Below are 16,918 nucleotides of genomic sequence, written 5' to 3'. Positions count from 1 at the left end.
TTCGGCGTCGGCGGGGTGGCTGGCGCCGAGCGACGTCGAGCGTGTGTGACGTTCGTCGACCCGCTACTTCGGCGCCGCCGTCTCGACAGGTGCAGCCACCTCCGGGCGCAGGCTGAGCAGGTCCCCCACCATGTGCGCAAGGACCCCGGCGAGCCGTGTCACCTCGTCGCGGGGCGGGGCATCCCCGTGCACCAGCTTGCTCCGGACGTTGTAGGCGTACGTGAAGAACTTGCGCGGCGACCTGCCGTCGTACTCCCGGTCGCCGAGCGTGTCCGCGAGGTCGCGCCCAGCGCTCGAGATCGACTGGTGCTTCAACCACCCGAGCCCGTCCCGTATCGCTTCGCGCTCGTCGTCGGTGATGGCCGCCTCCGCCGTCTGCGCCGCCAGCGCGTCGAGGTGCTCGCGGGCCTCTGGCGAGCGAGGACGCTGGATGACGAGCACCTCGTACGCAGTCATGAGCATCATGAAGCGGGCGTCCGGGTCGCTGAGCGTCAGGGCGGCCGAGTACATCGCGTAGGACGTGCGCATCTTCTCGTCGACGTCGGGGCCGCGATGACGCGCGTCTCGGACCGCCCCCGCGAGGTGGCTGATCGGAACCACGGCTTGTGCCTCCGCCGACACTGCGACGAAGGCTGGCGGTGACGCCGACTCGTACGTGTGGACCCCGAGGTGCTCATCGCGAGCCGCAGGGCCGAGGGACTCGGTCCCGGCCTGGGTGAGGTGCCCCATCGGGGCAGTCCGGACACCGAAGTCCGCACCCGTCCTCGCGGCGGCGAACCCGACTTGCAAGGCCGCCTCCCACTCGCCAGCGGCGGCCTCAGCTTCATGTTCGGTCGCGAACCCGCGCCCCAGCAAGCAGAGTTCGCGAGTGCCCGCGATCGGCGTATCGCCGCCGGCAGACCGGAGCACGACGCGGCCCTCATCGAGTCCTGCACTCGCGCCGAGGTCGTACTCTGGCGCGTCGTGTCCGATCGCGGGCCCGGCCAGCCGGAACCGGAGCCGGAATGTGTAGTCGTCGTCGCTCATGCCTCACAGTAGGGCGCCCGCGACCTCGTTCGGCGGGTGAGCCTCCCGGGCCGCCGGGGAAGGCGCCTGTGGACGACCGGCCGTGCCGTAGCCTCGGGCGCGCCACCCTGGGCAGCGTGACCGACCCGCTGATCGTCCTCGCCCTCGCAGCCGCCGACCGGTTGTTCCGCGACGCCACCGGCCGCCTTCCTGAGCGGCCCGGCCGCGACCCGGAGCTCGCCGCCACCGTGCAGCGGCAGCTCGACACCGAGGACGGACTACGCTCCGACACGTGATCCTCCGCGCGCACATCGAGACCATCCCGCCCGACAACTCCGGGACCCACGACATGCCCGTGCGCGACGTCGAGGTCGAGGCGGCGACGTACGACGGCGGCCTGGGGCTGCTGCGTGAGCAGCTTGCCGACGGTGAGCGTCTCATCACCGTGCGTGTGTCCGAGAGTTGAGGCGGCGAATCCCTCGCTACTCGGCGCCGCCGGCCTCGACATCGCCGCGCTCGACGGACGCGCGGACGGCCTCGTACTGGGCCTCGATGTACTGCTCGAGCTTCGCCCGCTCGATCCGCCAGACCCGCTTCGGTCCGACCTGGATCGCCGGGAGCTCCCCCGTGCGCAGCAGCGTGTAGACCTGAGCGTTCGAGATCGCGAGCTCCTTCGCCACGGTCTCGACGGAGATGAAGCGGGGCTGGGCGAGGTCGGTCACGGAGCGATTCTGGCACCGTGCCGTCCTCGCGGGCACCTGGCGCCCAGTTGGCCCACCTCTTGGCCCACCCGGGCCCTCCGCTCCGGTCGCGTTCCGGGTATGACAAAGGCCCCGGATCGTTGAGAATCCGGGGCCTTCGTGTCGGAGCCGCCTATCAGAATCGAACTGATGACCTATTCATTACGAGTGAATCGCTCTACCGACTGAGCTAAGGCGGCGTGCCGTGCACCGGTGCGGAACCGGATCAACGGGCGCGCCTACAGTACCCGACGCGCGGGGCCGTCTCCAAAACCGCAGGCTCCGGGCCGCGCCGCTTCCGCGCGACAGGCCGTGCTGACCTCCGCATACTCGTGCCCATGCAGCCCACGACGACGCAGAGCACGGTCATCACCACGGGCCGAGGGTGGTGGTGGAAGACGCTCGTCCTCGGCATCCTGCTGTGGGCCGTCACCGCCGTGGTGACGTTCAGCACCCAGAACTCGAACCTCATCCCGACGGTGATCCTGCTGGGCAGCTTCCTCGTGCCGTTCAGCGTGGTGCTGTTCGTCGTGGAGAAGGCGCACGGCTCGATCGACATCATGCTGCTGCTGGGGGCGTTCTTCTTTGGCGGCATCTTCGGCGTGCTGGGCGCGTCGATCCTGGAGTCGCACCTGTCGCCGTCGCTGTGGATCTACGTGGGCGTGGGCGCGATCGAAGAGGCCGTGAAGATTGCCGTGTTCCTCGTGGTGGGCGCGCGGGTCGCCGAGAAGACGGGGCTCAAGGGCGCTCTCCTCGGCGCGACGGTCGGCGCCGGGTTCGCGGCCTTCGAGTCCGCGGGCTACGCGTTCAACGCGAGCCTCACCCGCCTGGGCCAGATCGACCTCAACGCCCTGCTGCAGACGGAGGCCGTGCGCGGCCTGCTCACGCCGGTCGGGCACGTGCTGTGGACGGCGATCCTCGGCGCGGCGATCTTCGGCGCGGCGTCGGCGGCCGGGAGGTACCGCTTCACGGGCGGCGTCGTGCTCGCCTACCTCGCGGTGGTCGCGCTGCACGCCCTGTGGGACTCGATGGGCTTCATCTCCGCCTACCTCGCGCTCAAGGTCACGGGCGGCGTGCACTACCAGCTCGCCTACGGCCAGCTGCTGCCGGTCGCGTCCGACAACGCCTCGACGTGGTCGACCGTGTTCTACGTCCTCGGGCTCCTCGTCATCTCCGTGCTGGGCGTGCTCGCCCTGCGGCACTGGGCGCGCGCGAAGCGCCCGGCCGAGGTGTCCGTCTGAGCCCGAGCCGTCAGCAGGTGGTGCCGTCCGCCGGCACGTCCCCGTCCACGAGGTAGGACTCGACGGCGTCGGCCACGCAGCCCCGCGACGGCTGGTAGGCGGTGTGGCCCTCGCCCTGGTAGGTGAGCAGCACACCGGAGTCGAGGGTGCTCGCCAGCCCTTCGGCCCACACGTACGGCGTGGCCGGGTCGTTGGTCGTGCCGACGACGACGATGGGCGGCGCGCCCTTCGCCTCCAGGTCGAACTCCTGCTCCACCTGGGGGTACTCCGCCCCGGCGCACGTCAGCCCGCCGTAGCCGAAGAACGAGCCCATCGTCGGCGCGTCCTTCTCGATCGCTGCGGCGTCGGCCCGCATCTGGTCGACGTCGGTCGTGGCCCGGTCGTCCAGGCAGTTCACGCCGCGCAGCGCCTCCTCCGAGTTGGACGAGTAGCTGCCGTCCGCGTTCCGGTCGAAGTACTGGTCGGACAGGTAGAGCAGCACGTCGCCGGTGCCCTCGTTGATGGCCTCGTCCAGGCCCTGGGTGAGGGCGGGCCAGCTGCCCTGGTTGTAGAGGGTGACGGCGATGCCGTAGAAGGCGAGGCTCTGCGTGACCGTGCGCCCCGAGCTGGACGTGGGGTACGGCCGCTCGAAGGCGTGGTCCAGCACCTGCCGGATCTGCCGCATGCCGTCGTCCACCGAGCCGGTGAGCGGGCAGTCCGCGCCCGCCTGGCAGTCCTGCACGTAGGCCCGCAGCGCGTTCTCGAAGCCGACCGCCTGCCCGTGGGAGATCTCCTCCGAGCTCAGCGTGGTGTCGATCGCGCCGTCCAGCACGAGACGGCCGGCGCGGTCCGGGAACAGCCCCGCGTACGTCGCGCCGAGCTGGGTGCCGTAGGAGAAGCCGAGGTAGTTCAGGGCGTCGTCGCCGAGCACCGCGCGCAGCATGTCCATGTCGCGCGCCGCGCTCTGCGTGTCCACGTGGCCGAGGACCTCGCCCGAGTTCTCGGCGCACGCCGCGTTCCACGCCTCGTACTCCTCCTGCATCGCCTGGAGGCCGGCGTCGGTGCTGCGGTCGAAGTCCTTGGCCAGCGACTCGTCCTTGCGGGCGTCGTCGAAGCACGTGAGCGGGGTGGAGCGCTGCACGCCGCGCGGGTCGAACCCGACGATGTCGAACGCGTCCTGCAGCCGCTTGCCGAACGTCGCACCACCGCCCTGCGCGTCGCCGCGCACGAAGTCGACGCCCGACGCACCCGGCCCGCCGGGGTTCACCAGCAGCGAGCCCTCCGGGTCCTTGCCGTCCGCAGGGTTGCGCACCAGGGACAGCTCGATGCTGCCCGCGTCCGCGTCCTGCCAGGACAGCGGCGCCGACGCCGTCGCGCACTGCAGGCCGTCCTCGCAGTCCTCCCACTCGAGCGACTGCCCGTAGTACTGCTCGAAGCCCTCGGGGGCCTGCGACGCGGCGGGCCCGGAGGCCGGGCCCACCGGCGACTGCTCCTTGGCGGGCGACGTGCACCCGGCGAGCAGCACGGCCGCGGCGACGACGGCGGCGGCGCCGCGCGGGCCCGAGCGTCGGAGGCTCGAGCGACGGAGGCTCGCGCGGAGGGAGGTCGTGCGGCGGGCGGTCGGGCGGCGCTCGTCGGAAATCACCCGCCCAACCTACCGTCGCCGCGGACCCCGGTCCGACGTGCTCAGCCCGCGGCCGGGACCCAGGCCACGGGGCCTGCCGTGGCGTCCTTCGCGCGCGGCCTCACCTCGACCTCGCCCAGGTCCCCGAGGCGCACGGTCACCGGCGTCCCCGCGTCGGCGTCGGACGGGACGGCGACGGCGCTCGTCGTCGGCGCGTAGTCCATCGTGCACGGGCCCGGGTCCGGTTCCACCAGGTCGACGACGACCGCCTCGTGCGCGTCGTCCCAGGCGGCCTCGGCCTCCGCCACCCGCGGGCACGAGCTCGACCCGTACGTCACCACCAGCAGCACACCGGGGGTGGGCGACCAGGCGGCCCCGGCGGGGCTGTCGAACGTCCCCTCGGCGCCGTCGGGCAGGCCGCGCACGTGCTCCCCGGGCTCCGGTGCGGCCGCGCCGTCGGACGGTGCCGGGCTGGATGAGGGGCCGGCCGGCGAGCTCGGTGAAGGGCTCGACGACGGCGCTGCCGGCGACGACGGCGCGGGCGAGCCCGACGTCGACCCGCTGCCCGGTGAACCACCGGACGCGCAGGCCGTCACGAGCACGGCGAGGGCGGCCACGGCGCCGGCCAGCAGGGGACCGCGGAGGGCGCGGAGGGTGCGATCCGTCACCGGGCGACCGTCTCGCGGACGTCCGCGAACCGCAACCGCTCGGGCGTCTCCTGCGGGGCCGCCTTGCGCAGAAAGTCGCGCCGCTTGGCCGCGAAGCCGCGCCGGTCGTCGAAGAGGTCGCGCGCCATCTCCGCGAGCTCGATCGTGCGGTAGTACGACAGCGGACGGCGGGGCGCGCGCACCTGGGCCGCGGCCGCGACCTCGGCCCGGCGCTCGGGCGTCGTCAGCGCGGCGGCGCGGTCGGCCAGCCACCCGGCGAACCGCTCCGGGTCGCGCGGGCCGACGGCGTCCACCAGGCCGGTCCGCGCCGCCTCCGCGACGGACACCGGCAGCTTCGCGCTGAGCAGCCGGTCGGCGTCGACCTCGCCGAGGCGGGACGCGACGGTCCACGTGTGGAGCTCGGAGCCGAAGATGCCCATGTCGTAGTACGGGTTGAGCACGACGCCGTCGCGCGCGACGACGACGTCGGCGCACAGGCCCGCCATCACGCCGCCCGCGCCCGCGTTCGCGGTGAACGCGGCCACGGTGAGCTGGTCGGCCGCCGCGATCGCCTCGCACAGGTCGTCGATGGCCTGGATGTTGGCCCACGCCTCGGCGGCCGGGTCGGCGGCCGCCTCGATCGCGCCCAGGTGGATGCCGTTCGAGAACGCGTGCTCGGTGCCGCGCACCACGAGCACCCGCGTGTCCTCCGTCAGGGCCTTCTCGACCGCGGTCGTGAGACGGCGGCACTGCTGGGTGTGCATGGCGCCGCTGTACGACCGGATCGTGAGGTAGCCGACGTCGCCGTCGCGCTCGTACACGGACTCGGCGAGAGCGGCCGGCGCCGGGCGGAACGGCACGCCGGCGACGTCGAGCACCCACGACGCGGGCAGCTTGGTGCCGCGCTTCTCGGCCAGGGTCGCGGCGTACCCGACCCACAGGGTGCCGTCGCCGGTGGCGATCGCCACGGCGTCCTCGTCGCGCCCCACCACCATGCCGGGGGCGGCCAGCGGGTCCACCGGCTCGGGGACCGCGACGGCGTCGAACAGGCAGAAGCGCGCGCCCTGGAGCGTCGCGGGGGCGCCGGGCGCACCGTCGGCCGCCGCGATCGTGCGCGCCAGCTCGGCGGCGGGGCGGGACAGGTCGAGCTCGAACGCCGCCCGGCGCAGCAGCGGCAGCTCGCCGGTTCCCGGCACCTCGCGCTCGAGCCGGTCGGCGGGCGTCGGGTCCTCCCCCGCCGCGACCTTGCGCAGCACCTCGTCGACGCACGCCAGCGCGGCGTCGGCCACGAGCCCGTTGTACAGGGCGCTCTTGGCGACGGGGACCGTGGGGAGCGCGAACGTCGACGTCGCCCACACCGGGCCGGCGTCCATCTCCTCCACCGTGGACAGCGCGGTCACGCCCCACCGGTCGCGGCCGTCGAGGATCGCGTGGTCGAGGGAGGACGGACCGCGGTCGCCCACCGGTCCGGGGTGCACGACGACGGTGGTCCAGCGCCGCCAGACGTCCTCGGGCACCCGGTGCTTGAGGAACGGCGCGAGGATCAGGTCCGGGCCGATCGCCTCCACCCGCGCCGTCAGCTCCTCCGGCGAGCCGAACGCCGGCGCCAGCTCGACGCCCACGTCGTGGCCCCGGTCCGCCAGGTGCCCCCACACGCGTTGTGTGAGCCCGTTGAACGCCGAGACGAGCAGCAGGATCCTCATGCCAACCCCCAGTCTGGTCATGGGGCCACCATGGCCCCCGCCGCGGAACACCTCACCGCATGAAGGGGTGATGAGGCAACTGTCGCCCGCGAGACCCGCGCGGGGTGGTCACCCCTGGGGGCGGAGCGCGACGGCCATCGCCTCGAGCGCCAGGAGCGGCGCCACGTTGCCCTCGAGCCGCTCGCGGGCGACGCCGATCGCGTCCATCCGGCGGATGGTCTGCTCGGGCGTCGAGTCCGCGGCGAGCGCGCGCACGGTGCCGTCGTGCTCGGCGTTCACCAGGTCGACCGCGGCGCCCAGCTGCACCACGAGCACGTCCCGGTACAGGGACAGGAGGTCCACCATCGACCGGTCGAGCACGTCGCGCTGGCGGCGCGTGGCGCGCCGCTTCTGGTCGTCCTCGAGCTGCCTGAGCTGCGAGCGCAGCCGGGGCGGCAGGGTGTCGCCCTCCTGCACGCCGAGGGCGCGCATCAGCTCCGCCTTCTCGACGGCGTCGCGCTCCGTCGTGGCCGCCACGGCCTCGGCCTTCGCGACGTCCACCAGCTCCCCCGCGGCGAGCACGGCGTCCCCGACGCCGCGGATGCGCCGCGCGATCTCGAGGACGGCGTCGCGACGCTCGCGCGCGTCGGCGTCCCGGGCGAGCCGGCGGGCGAGCCCGACGTGCGACTGGGCGGCGCGCGCCGCGGTGAGCGCGACCGCCGGGTCGATGCCGTCGCGGCGCACCAGCAGGTCCGCGACGTCCTGCGCGGGCGGCACGCGCAGCACGACGCCACGGCATCGGGACCGGATGGTGGGCAGCACGTCCTGCGCGCTCGGGGCGCACAGCACCCAGACGGTGTGCGGCGGCGGCTCCTCGATGGCCTTGAGCAGCACGTTGGTGGTGCGCTCGGCCATGCGGTCCGCGTCCTCGACGACGATCACGCGGTAGCGGCCGGAGGACGGCGTGCGTGCCGCGGTCATGATGAGGTCGCGCACCTCGTCGATGGTGATGACGACCTTGTCCGTGGCGACGACCGTGAGGTCCGGGTGCGTGCCTGCCAGCGTCGTCGTGCAGGCGCGGCACCGCCCGCAGCCACCGGTCTCGCCGTCGGTGCCGGTGCACTGCAGCGCCGCGGCGAACGCCCGCGCCGCGACCGACCGGCCCGAGCCGGGCGGGCCGGTGAGCAGCCACGCGTGCGTCATCGCGGCCGGATCGGTGGCGGCGCGGCGCAGCGTGGCGACGGCGTCCGGCTGGCCGACGACGTCGTCCCACACGCTCACGCGCGACCCTCCCCGGCCTTGTCCCCCTCGGTGTCCTGCACCGTCGCGGCCTCCTCGACCACGGGGGTGAGGTCGAGCCGGGCGGCGACGTCCACGCGCACCTGTGCCTGCACGTCGTCCAGGCTCGCCGAGGCGTCCACGACGACCCAGCGCTCGGGGTCGGCGGCGGCCCGGCGCAGGAACGTCTCCCGCGTGCGGCGGTGGAACTCGTCGCCCGCCCGCTCCAGCCGGTCCGGCTCGCCCGACAGCCGGGCGGCGCCGACCAGCGGGTCGAGGTCCAGCAGCACCGTGACGTCGGGCAGCAGGTCGGCCGTGGCCCACAGGGAGAGCGCCTCGATCTCCTCCTCCGACAGCTCCCGACCGCCGGCCTGGTACGCCACGGAGGAGTCGAGGTAGCGGTCGGTGACGACCACGGCCCCGCGCGCGAGCGCCGGCCGCACCACCGTGGCGACGTGGTGGGCGCGGTCCGCCGCGTACAGCAGGGCCTCCGTGCGGGGGTCGAGGTCCTCGCCGTGCAGCACCTCCCGGCGCAGCGTGGCGCCCAGGTCCGTGCCGCCGGGCTCCCGCGTCACGACGACCTCGCGGCCCGTGACCTCGTGCAGCCACTCGCCCAGCAGGCGCACGTGCGTGGACTTGCCGGCGCCGTCGCCGCCCTCGAACGAGACGAAGTACCCGGGTGCGCTGCTCACGCCGGACACCCTAGCCGTGACCGACGACACCGCCGCCCGCCGTAGCGCCGGGCACCGTGCGGGGGCACGATGGCAGTGATCCCTCGACACGCAGGAGGTTCGATGTCCACCCAGCCGCAGCCGTCCCAGACCGTGCTCACCGAGGAAGAGTCCTGGTCGCTGCTCGCCGGGCAGAAGATCGGCCGGTTGGTCACGTCGGTGGCCGGCGAGCCGGAGATCTTCCCCGTGAGCTTCGCGGTCGCCGACCAGCGCATCTTCCTGCGCACCAAGCCCGGCACCAAGCTCGCCGAGGTGACGATCAGCCCTCGGGTCGCGTTCGAGGCCGACGAGATCGGCGACGACGGGGCGTGGAGCGTCGTGGTCAAGGGCCGCGCCCAGATCCTCGAGCACGAGGACGACCTGGCCGAGGCGCGCACGACCGGGCTCGTCAGCTACCTCGAGGACGGCAAGACGGTGTGGATCCGCATCGCGCCGAGCGAGGTCTCCGGCCGCCGGCTCGTGCCGGGCGACCTGCGCTGACCGTCCCCGCCGAGGGTCCGGGTCACTCCCCCGGGTAGACGACGCCCACCTGGCGGCGGACGTCGTCCATGGTGCGCATGACCTCGAGCGTGCCGTCCCACGACATGCGCGGGCTCTCGACGTCCCCCGCCGCGACGCGGCGCGCCACCTCGGCGGCCTGGTACTGCTTGCCCTCGCCGCGGAAGCCGTCGTACGCCCAGGTGGCGCCGTCGTGCCGCTCGACCGTGAACGACGTCGGCGCGTAGAACGTGCGCGCCACCTCGATCCGTCCCTCGGTGCCCGAGATCACGGCCGTGTTCGCGGTGCGCGCCCACAGCGTGGTGGACAGGGTGGCCTGCGTGCCGCCGGGGTAGCCCAGCACCATGCCGATCTGGCCGTCGACGCCCGTCTCGGTGAGCGCGCCGACCGCGGTGACGGTCTCGGGCGCGCCGAGCAGGTCGTGCGCGAAGGACACCGGGTAGACGCCGAGGTCCAGCAGCGCGCCGCCGGCCAGGCCCGGCGCGTAGAGCCGGTGGGCGGGGTCGAAGGGGAACTGCTGGCCGTGGTCCGCGATCACGCCCACGACGCGGCCGATCTCGCCGCGCGCGATCACGCCGCGCAGCGCCGCGACGTGCGGCAGGAACCGCGTCCACATCGCCTCCATGACGAAGACGCCGGCCGCGCGCGCGGCGTCGAGCACCTCGCGCGCCTGTGCGGTGTCCTGGGTGAAGGCCTTCTCGACGAGCACGTGCTTGCCCGCCCGGATCGCCAGCAGCGCGTGCTCGTGGTGGTGCGAGTGCGGCGTCGCGACGTACACGACGTCGACGTCGGGGTCGGTCACCAGCGCGTCGTAGTCGCCGTGCGCCCGCGCGCCCGGGGCGTGGGCCGCCGCGAACGCCTCGGCCTTGGCCACGTCGCGCGAGCCCACCGCGACGACCGACGCCGCCGTGTGCTGCCGGACGCCGTCGGAGAAGGACCCGGCGATGTTGCCGGCGCCGAGCACGCCCCAGCGCACGGCCGGAGCGGTCCGCGGGTCGGGCACCGTCCCGGCGAGGTCGTCGGTGGTGAGGCCGGGCGCGAACGAGGCGGGTGTGACGTCGGTCATGGCCGACACGGTACCCGCCGGACAGCGGCCCGCGGAGGGTCGGGTCTCAGGCCGGGACGCCACCCGACGCCGCCACCACCCGGTTGGCGACGTCCCGCACCTGCTCCAGCTCCACCAGGCTCAGCCCGCTCGCCGCGACCACCTTCGCGGGCACCTCCTCCGCCTGGTCCCGCAGCGCGCGACCCGCCGCGGTGAGGTGCAGCTCGACGACGCGCGCGTCACCGGCGCCGCGGCGGCGCTCCAGCAGCCCCTGGCGCTCCAGCCGCTTGAGCAGCGGCGAGAGCGTGCCCGGGTCGAGCAGGAGCCGCGCGCTCAGCCCGGTGACCGTCGTCGTCGCGCCGGCGCGGTCGTCCTGCCACAGCCCGAGCATCACGAGGTACTGCGGGTGGGTGAGCCCGAGCGGCTCGAGGATCGGGCGGTAGATCGACACCATCGCCCGGGCGGCCGCCGAGAGCGAGAAGCACACCTGCGCCTCGAGGCGCAGCGGGTCGGCGGGCAGGTCCATGCGCCCACCCTACGAGTCGGCATATAGTTGGCGCACCAATGGTTGGCCCACCAAGCTTTGCTGAGGGAGTGTCATGGCACGCCGCGAGGACGACGACCGGACCTGGGGCATGAAGGTCACCGAGAGCCTCCTGAGGTTCTTCGGGCCCGCGTCGATCCGCCGTACGCCGCCGATCCCGCCCAGCGCGGAGGACCTCGCCCGCGACGCCGCGCTGCGCCGCTCCCTGCAGCGCGTCACCCGCCCCGACGGGCACGTGTACCTCGTCGAGCGCGAGGACTGACCGCCTCAGGTCGTGCGAGCGCCGTCGCGCTACTTCTTGGCGGCCGGCTTCTTCGTCGCCGGCTTCTTCGCGGCGGGCTTGCGCGTCGTCGTGCGCTTCTTGGCCGGGCCGGCCGCCCGCTTCTCCGCCAGCAGCTCGACGGCCCGCTCGGGCGTGATGCTCTCGGGCGTCAGGTCGCGCGGCAGCGTCCGGTTGGTCTCGCCGTCGGTGACGTACGCGCCGAAGCGGCCGTCCTTGACCACGATCGGCTTGCCGCTGGTCGGGTCGTCGCCCAGCTCCCGCAACGGCGGGGTGGCCGCGCGGGCGCCCCGCCCGCGCTTCGGCTCGGCGTAGATCTTCAGCGCCTCGTCCAGCGTGATGGTGAAGAGCTGCTCCTCCGACGCGATGGTCCGCGAGTCCGTGCCCTTCTTGAGGTACGGGCCGTAGCGGCCGTTCTGGGCGGTGATCTCGTCGCCCGACTCGGGGTCGGTGCCCACGACGCGCGGCAGCGACAGGATCTTCAGCGCGTCGTCGATCGTCACCGTCTCGAGCGTCATCGACTTGAGCAGCGACCCGGTGCGCGGCTTCGGCTGCGCGGCCTTCGCCTTCTTCTGCGCCGCCGCCGAGAGGCTCGGGTCGATCTCCGGCAGGTCGAGCACCTCGGTGACGTACGGGCCGTAGCGGCCGTTCTTCGCGATGATCTCGTTGCCCGACACCGGGTCCGTGCCGAGCACCTTGCCGTCCTCGGCGCCGGCGGCCAGCAGCTCGCGCGCCTTCGTCACGGTGAGCTCGTCGGGCGCGACGTCGTCGGGGATGGACGCGCGCGGCGGGCTCTGCCCCTCCTCGACCTCGGCGCCCAGGTCCTCGACGTACGGGCCGTACCGGCCGACGCGCACCCGGATGCCCTCGCCGATCTCGACCGAGTTGATCGCCACGGGGTCGATCTCGCCGAGGTTCTCCACCAGCTCGTGCAGGCCCCAGCCGGTGCTGTCGCCCGAGCCGTCGCCGAAGTAGAACCGCGTCAGCCAGGCCACGCGGTCCCGGCTGCCCGACGCGATCTGGTCGAGGTCGGCCTCCATCTCGGCCGTGAAGTCGTAGTCCACCAGCCAGCGGAAGTGCTCCTCGAGCAGCTTCACGACGGCGAACGCGAGCCAGGTGGGCACCAGCGCCTGGCCCTTGGTGCGCACGTAGCCGCGGTCCTGGACCGTCGAGATGGTCGCCGCGTACGTGGACGGGCGCCCGATGCCGAGCTCCTCCAGCGCCTTGACCAGCGACGCCTCCGTGTAGCGGGCGGGCGGCGTGGTCGAGTGCCCCTCGGCGGCGAGGTCGTCGCCGCGCAGCGGGTCGCCCTCGGCCATGCGCGGCAGCCGGGCGTCCTTGCCCGACGCGCCGGCGCCGTCGCCCTCGGCGACGTCCGTGCCCTCCTCGTACGCGGCCAGGAAGCCACGGAAGGTGATGACGGTGCCGGACGCCGAGAACACGGCGTCGCGGCCCGCGAGCTCGCCCGCGGCGGCTGTCAGCGAGGCCGCGAGCCGCACGGACGCCGTCGACCCCTTGGCGTCGGCCATCTGCGAGGCCACGGTGCGCTTCCAGATCAGCTCGTACAGCTTGAACTGGTCGCCGGAGATCTCGCGGGCCACCTGGGCGGGGGTGCGGAACGAGTCGCCCGCGGGGCGGATCGCCTCGTGCGCCTCCTGCGCGCCCTTGCTCTTGGACGCGTACAGGCGCGGGGCGCCCGGCACGTACTCGGGGCCGTACAGCTCGGCCGCCTGCCGGCGCGCGGCGTCGGTGGCCTCCGCGGACAGCGACGGCGAGTCGGTCCGCATGTAGGTGATGTAGCCGTTCTCGTACAGCGCCTGCGCGGTGCGCATCGCCTGGCGCGCGCTCATGCGGAGCTTGCGACCGGCCTCCTGCTGCATCGTCGAGGTGGTGAACGGCGCGGCCGGCTTGCGGGAGTAGGGCTTGGTCTCGAGCGACCGGACGGCGAAGGCGGCGTCCGCGAGGCCCGCGACGACGGCGCGCGCCGACGCCTCGTCGAGCTGGACCACGCCGGTGCGCACCTTGAGGCGGCCGCGGTCGTCGAAGTCGCGGCCGGACGCCACGCGGTCGGCCCCGAGCCCGGTGAGGCGGGCGCGGAACGCCTGCCCGGAGTCGTCGCCCTCGGTCGGCGCGAACTGCCCGGTGACGTCCCAGTAGTCGGCGGGGACGAACGCCATGCGCTCCCGCTCGCGCTCCACGACGAGCCGCGTCGCGACGGACTGCACACGGCCCGCGGAGAGGCCCTGGCGCACCTTGCGCCACAGCACGGGCGAGACCTCGTAGCCGTAGAGGCGGTCGAGGATGCGGCGGGTCTCCTGCGCGTCGACGAGGTCCTCGTCGAGCTCGCGGGTGTTCTCCAGCGCCCGCAGGATCGCCTCGCGGGTGATCTCGTGGAACACCATCCGCTTGACCGGGACCTTCGGCTTGAGCTCCTGGATGAGGTGCCAGGCGATGGCCTCGCCCTCGCGGTCCTCGTCGGTGGCGAGGTAGAGCTCGTCGGCCTCCTTGAGGGCCTTCTTCAGCTCGCGGACCTTCTGCTTCTTGTCCGCGTGCACCTCGTAGTAGGGGTCGAAGCCGTTGTCGACGTCGACGGCGAACTTGCCGTACGGGCCCTTCTTCATGTCCGTCGGCAGGTCGCGCGGCTGCGGCAGGTCGCGGATGTGCCCGACGCTCGCCTCGACCTCGAAGTCGTCACCGAGGTAGCCCTGGATCTTGCGGGCCTTGGTGGGCGACTCGACGATCACGAGCTTGCGTGGCTGGGGCATCCGTTCCTGCTTTCCCTGGTGCTGCGGCGGTGCGGGCGGCGTGCTGCTGCGGTGGTGATGGTGGCCGGCCGACCGGTCATGTCACGGTACGACATCTGCTCGTCACTTCCCCGACACGGCCGCCGGGCGGCACTCTACCGAGACGTGCGGCGGGGCTGCGCGGTGAGCTGCCGGAGCACGAGGAGCGCCGCGAACGCCGCCGCGGTCACCGCGAGCACCCCCAGGACGCCCGCCGCGTACGCGGTGAGGTCCGGCGACAGGGGCACCGGGTCGCCGTTCGTGACGAGCCCCACGAGGGTGCCGCCGGAGACGACGACGCCGACCGCCGACGCGGCGAGCAGCAGGCCCGCCACGACGTACGACCCCGGTGCCGACGAGGATCCGCCCCGTCGGTGCGGCTCGTCCGTCGACGACGCGGGCGTGAGCGCGCAGACCGCGGCCCCCCACGCCAGGACGACGAGCACCGCGGCGACGACGTCCGACGGCCGGTGCCACTGCCCCACGAGCGTCGAGACGCCGGTGGCCGCCGTGTAGGCGGCACCGAGGATCGCGACCACCGGCCGCCAGGCCCGCGGCGTGACGAGCAGCAGCGCGACCGACACGGACGCAGCCACGGTCGTGTGCCCGCTGGGCAGCGTGTTGGGGCCGGTCCACCCGGGCAGCAGCTCGGGCCGGTCGAGGACGCCGTGCTTGAGCACCTGGGTCGTGACGTTCGCGCCGGCCACGAGCACCGCGACCTGCAGCGCCAGCACCCAGCGGCGCCGCACCAGGGCGACGAGCATCGCCACCCCGACCCCCGCGACGACGAACGCCACCGAGACGACGTCGAGCACGGGCTCGGCGACCTGCCACAGGCGCCCCTGGCCGTAGGTCGCGCCGCCGAACGCGAGCTCGTCGACGCGCTGGCCCGCGGTCGTCCCGACGAAGAACCGCCAGGTGAGCCACACCCCGAGCACGGCGAGGACGGCCACGACCCCGGCGGCGACGCGCGGCGCCGTCCGCGCCTGCGGGACGGTCCGACGTCCACGCCACGCGCCGACCGGCAGGATCGGCGCGCCGACGCCCGCCGTCCCCTGCGAGGGGGTCGGCGGCGTCGGGGGGCGCGTCTCGGTGAGCACGGGGCCACGCTACCCATTCCGGTGTGTCGGAAACGTATGCGCGGCGTGGGGACCTCTCCGCGCGCTAAGGGCGGGTGTGCCTCAGCGTGACGGTGTTGGAGAAGACCTGGCGGACGCTCTGGTCCTTGGGGGTGTACTGGACCTTGATGAAGGACTTCCCGGGCGAGCCCGACAGCAGCACCCCGGGCACACGGAGGGTCCGCCGCCCGTCGTCGACCTTCCACGACCAGTTGGTCCAGCAGCCGGCCCAGCGGGACTGGGACGACTGCGGGTCGCGCGTCCAGAGGCACAGGCGGCCGCGCTCGGGGAGCCCCGCCGTCGCGACCGTGACGGTCGCGCGGACCGAGCGACGGTCCGACCAGTCGGCGGGGAACGACGTGCGATCCATGCGGAACGTGACCTTCGGCCGCGCCTCGGCGACCTTCTGGCTCCAGGCCCGCTGCGACCGCTCGAAGGTGGACGGCCCGACGTACTTGACCACCATGTACTGCGGTTCACCGCCCTGCGCCTTCACGCCGGTGGCGGGGACGTACAGCGACGCCTTCCCCTTCGCGAGCGTGCCGGTGCGCAGCTTCTTGCCGTACGACCACAGCTCGACCCGGCCCGTCGGCGTGGCTCCGGGCGACGAGACGGTCACGGCGATCCGGCGCCCCTTGCCGTAGGTCCACGTCCTCCCGGTCGACACGGCGACGGACGTCGCCCGGGGGCGGACGACGAGCGTGTGCCACCGGTCGACGTGCTCCTCGTACTCCGGGGCGCCGTCGAACTCGATTGCCAGGTACGAGTCGCCGAACGCGAGCCTGCTCGCCGGGAACCGCAGCGTCGCCTTCCCGCCCACCACGGCGGCGGAGGCCAGCGACTTCCCGTCGCTGCTGCGCGTGACGGACACGCGCCCCACGGGCGTCCCGAGCGTGGACGTGACGCGCACCGGCACGACGACGTCCGAGCCGTAGCGGACCGAGGACGGCACCGTGGCCTTCACCGTGACCGGCTTGCTCGTGGCCTGCACCCAGGCCCCCCAGCTCGACACGGGTTCCCCCGCGAGGGTCCTGTGCACGAACCGGAGGGTCCGCCAGCGGGCCACCTCCGTGCCGTCGAGGGCGAACGCGGCGACACCGTCCACCAGCGGCGCAGACCGCTCCACCCCGCCGCCGAGGTCGACGGTCACCTCGCCCTCCCTCGGCTCGTCCGTACCGGTGAGGTCGAAGCGGAGCTCGTGCGCGTCGCCGTAGTGCCACGACGTCGCGTTCAGCAGCGGGATCGTGGGGTCGGCGAGCTCGATATCGGCCGCGCCCCACGACCGGACGGGGTACTGACCGGTGGCCGGGTCGACGGCCGCGGACGTGTCGACGTGGCGCACCACGACGCGGTGCAGGCCGGCGGCGTCGTCGACGGTCGGGACCACGATCGTGGCCCGACCGTCCGTCAGGGAGGCCCGCCACTGGGACGAGCTGTAGCCGTCGGCCATCCAGGTGATCTGGCCGATGCCCGGCGCGCCGTCCTGGGTGACGGTCACCTCGAGGGTGACCTCCTGCCCCACCCACCAGCGCTCCTCCGTCGGGACGACGACGGTGGCGTCGCCGCCGGCGTCGTCCGCCGTCGCGGGCGGGACGACGAGCCCCGTCGCGACCAGGGCGAGCGCGACCGCCGCACCCACCGACGCCATCCACCGCCGTACTCCTGCGCCCACGCGCACACCGCCTCCAGTCGAGCCCGCGTGCAACATAGCGGCAGGTCAGAC

General features: G+C 73.8%; 17 protein-coding genes and 1 tRNA gene. 5 read left to right on the top strand and 13 right to left on the bottom strand.

Features of this window, described 5'->3' with window-relative positions; all coding sequences use genetic code 11:
• Positions 1 to 63: 63 nt before the first annotated feature.
• On the bottom strand, positions 64 to 1,026 hold the full coding sequence (locus ACFQ8Y_RS14135) for a hypothetical protein (protein WP_430585852.1): 963 nt from the start codon (positions 1,024 to 1,026) through the stop codon (positions 64 to 66).
• Between the two features lie 116 nt (positions 1,027 to 1,142).
• Between ACFQ8Y_RS14135 and ACFQ8Y_RS14130 the strand changes: the two genes are divergently transcribed.
• Positions 1,143 to 1,301 carry a hypothetical protein gene (locus tag ACFQ8Y_RS14130; protein WP_430585851.1) on the top strand — a complete coding sequence of 53 codons (159 nt, stop codon included), beginning with the start codon at positions 1,143 to 1,145 and terminating at the stop codon, positions 1,299 to 1,301.
• On the top strand, positions 1,298 to 1,471 hold the full coding sequence (locus ACFQ8Y_RS14125; RefSeq protein ID WP_430585850.1) for a hypothetical protein: 174 nt from the start codon (positions 1,298 to 1,300) through the stop codon (positions 1,469 to 1,471). Before ACFQ8Y_RS14130 ends, ACFQ8Y_RS14125 begins: the two co-directional genes overlap by 4 nt.
• Before the next feature lie 16 nt (positions 1,472 to 1,487).
• Here the strand turns inward: ACFQ8Y_RS14125 and ACFQ8Y_RS14120 are convergent, their stop codons facing one another.
• Positions 1,488 to 1,727 carry a helix-turn-helix domain-containing protein gene (locus tag ACFQ8Y_RS14120; protein WP_430585849.1) on the bottom strand — a complete coding sequence of 80 codons (240 nt, stop codon included), beginning with the start codon at positions 1,725 to 1,727 and terminating at the stop codon, positions 1,488 to 1,490.
• Between the two features lie 145 nt (positions 1,728 to 1,872).
• Positions 1,873 to 1,945 (bottom strand) — tRNA-Thr (locus ACFQ8Y_RS14115).
• Positions 1,946 to 2,083: 138 nt separating this feature from the next.
• Between ACFQ8Y_RS14115 and ACFQ8Y_RS14110 the strand changes: the two genes are divergently transcribed.
• Complete coding sequence (locus ACFQ8Y_RS14110) at positions 2,084 to 2,986, top strand: PrsW family glutamic-type intramembrane protease (RefSeq protein ID WP_430585848.1); 903 nt, start codon at positions 2,084 to 2,086, stop codon at positions 2,984 to 2,986.
• Positions 2,987 to 2,996: 10 nt separating this feature from the next.
• On the opposite strand, the gene ACFQ8Y_RS14105 is transcribed toward ACFQ8Y_RS14110, so the two are convergent.
• From ACFQ8Y_RS14105 to tmk, 5 genes are all read right to left on the bottom strand, one after another.
• Positions 2,997 to 4,610, bottom strand: a complete 1,614-nt coding sequence (locus ACFQ8Y_RS14105; protein ID WP_430585847.1) for an alpha/beta hydrolase — start codon at positions 4,608 to 4,610, stop codon at positions 2,997 to 2,999.
• A gap of 41 nt (positions 4,611 to 4,651) precedes the next feature.
• Positions 4,652 to 5,257, bottom strand: coding sequence for a hypothetical protein (locus tag ACFQ8Y_RS14100; protein ID WP_430585846.1), 606 nt, complete (start codon positions 5,255 to 5,257; stop codon positions 4,652 to 4,654).
• Complete coding sequence (locus ACFQ8Y_RS14095) at positions 5,254 to 6,939, bottom strand: enoyl-CoA hydratase-related protein (protein WP_430585845.1); 1,686 nt, start codon at positions 6,937 to 6,939, stop codon at positions 5,254 to 5,256. The genes ACFQ8Y_RS14100 and ACFQ8Y_RS14095 overlap by 4 nt, the downstream gene beginning before the upstream one ends.
• A 108-nt stretch (positions 6,940 to 7,047) precedes the next feature.
• The gene (locus ACFQ8Y_RS14090) at positions 7,048 to 8,199 is read right to left on the bottom strand and encodes a DNA polymerase III subunit delta' (protein WP_430585844.1); all 1,152 of its coding nucleotides are present in this window, start codon (positions 8,197 to 8,199) and stop codon (positions 7,048 to 7,050) included.
• Entirely contained in the window at positions 8,196 to 8,888 is a 693-nt protein-coding gene (tmk, locus tag ACFQ8Y_RS14085; RefSeq protein WP_430563983.1) for a dTMP kinase, read from the bottom strand. Before tmk ends, ACFQ8Y_RS14090 begins: the two co-directional genes overlap by 4 nt.
• A gap of 102 nt (positions 8,889 to 8,990) precedes the next feature.
• Between tmk and ACFQ8Y_RS14080 the strand changes: the two genes are divergently transcribed.
• On the top strand, positions 8,991 to 9,407 hold the full coding sequence (locus ACFQ8Y_RS14080) for a pyridoxamine 5'-phosphate oxidase family protein (protein WP_430563982.1): 417 nt from the start codon (positions 8,991 to 8,993) through the stop codon (positions 9,405 to 9,407).
• 22 nt (positions 9,408 to 9,429) lie between these two features.
• Here the strand turns inward: ACFQ8Y_RS14080 and ACFQ8Y_RS14075 are convergent, their stop codons facing one another.
• On the bottom strand, positions 9,430 to 10,491 hold the full coding sequence (locus ACFQ8Y_RS14075; protein WP_430585843.1) for a Gfo/Idh/MocA family protein: 1,062 nt from the start codon (positions 10,489 to 10,491) through the stop codon (positions 9,430 to 9,432).
• A 46-nt stretch (positions 10,492 to 10,537) separates the two neighbouring features.
• Positions 10,538 to 10,996: a MarR family winged helix-turn-helix transcriptional regulator gene (locus ACFQ8Y_RS14070; RefSeq protein WP_430563980.1), complete on the bottom strand. Its 459-nt coding sequence runs from the start codon at positions 10,994 to 10,996 to the stop codon at positions 10,538 to 10,540.
• A 73-nt stretch (positions 10,997 to 11,069) separates the two neighbouring features.
• Between ACFQ8Y_RS14070 and ACFQ8Y_RS14065 the strand changes: the two genes are divergently transcribed.
• Positions 11,070 to 11,276: a hypothetical protein gene (locus ACFQ8Y_RS14065; RefSeq protein WP_430552412.1), complete on the top strand. Its 207-nt coding sequence runs from the start codon at positions 11,070 to 11,072 to the stop codon at positions 11,274 to 11,276.
• Positions 11,277 to 11,305: 29 nt separating this feature from the next.
• Here the strand turns inward: ACFQ8Y_RS14065 and topA are convergent, their stop codons facing one another.
• From topA to ACFQ8Y_RS14050, 3 genes are all read right to left on the bottom strand, one after another.
• Complete coding sequence (gene topA, locus ACFQ8Y_RS14060) at positions 11,306 to 14,059, bottom strand: type I DNA topoisomerase (protein WP_430585842.1); 2,754 nt, start codon at positions 14,057 to 14,059, stop codon at positions 11,306 to 11,308.
• Positions 14,060 to 14,193: 134 nt separating this feature from the next.
• Positions 14,194 to 15,177, bottom strand: a complete 984-nt coding sequence (locus ACFQ8Y_RS14055; protein ID WP_430585841.1) for a phosphatase PAP2 family protein — start codon at positions 15,175 to 15,177, stop codon at positions 14,194 to 14,196.
• Positions 15,178 to 15,241: 64 nt separating this feature from the next.
• Positions 15,242 to 16,843, bottom strand: a complete 1,602-nt coding sequence (locus tag ACFQ8Y_RS14050; RefSeq protein ID WP_430585840.1) for a hypothetical protein — start codon at positions 16,841 to 16,843, stop codon at positions 15,242 to 15,244.
• Positions 16,844 to 16,918: the final 75 nt, after the last annotated feature.

Origin of the sequence: Isoptericola sp. NPDC056605 (genome assembly GCF_042792795.1) — a bacterium.
GTDB lineage: Bacteria > Actinomycetota > Actinomycetes > Actinomycetales > Cellulomonadaceae > Isoptericola.
The sequence above is the reverse complement of the archived record's forward strand: the minus strand, read 5'-3'. Positions and strand labels throughout refer to the sequence as shown.

What these genes read in the sequence shown, in the direction of transcription:
- ACFQ8Y_RS14135 (WP_430585852.1), bottom strand. Translation starts at nt 1,026, where the DNA reads ATGAGCGACGACGACTACACATTCCGGCTCCGGTTCCGGCTGGCCGGG.
- ACFQ8Y_RS14050 (WP_430585840.1), bottom strand. Translation starts at nt 16,843, where the DNA reads ATGGCGTCGGTGGGTGCGGCGGTCGCGCTCGCCCTGGTCGCGACGGGG.
- ACFQ8Y_RS14110 (WP_430585848.1), top strand. Translation starts at nt 2,084, where the DNA reads ATGCAGCCCACGACGACGCAGAGCACGGTCATCACCACGGGCCGAGGG.
- ACFQ8Y_RS14075 (WP_430585843.1), bottom strand. Translation starts at nt 10,491, where the DNA reads ATGACCGACGTCACACCCGCCTCGTTCGCGCCCGGCCTCACCACCGAC.
- ACFQ8Y_RS14095 (WP_430585845.1), bottom strand. Translation starts at nt 6,939, where the DNA reads ATGAGGATCCTGCTGCTCGTCTCGGCGTTCAACGGGCTCACACAACGC.
- ACFQ8Y_RS14065 (WP_430552412.1), top strand. Translation starts at nt 11,070, where the DNA reads ATGGCACGCCGCGAGGACGACGACCGGACCTGGGGCATGAAGGTCACC.
- ACFQ8Y_RS14070 (WP_430563980.1), bottom strand. Translation starts at nt 10,996, where the DNA reads ATGGACCTGCCCGCCGACCCGCTGCGCCTCGAGGCGCAGGTGTGCTTC.
- topA (WP_430585842.1), bottom strand. Translation starts at nt 14,059, where the DNA reads ATGCCCCAGCCACGCAAGCTCGTGATCGTCGAGTCGCCCACCAAGGCC.
- ACFQ8Y_RS14080 (WP_430563982.1), top strand. Translation starts at nt 8,991, where the DNA reads ATGTCCACCCAGCCGCAGCCGTCCCAGACCGTGCTCACCGAGGAAGAG.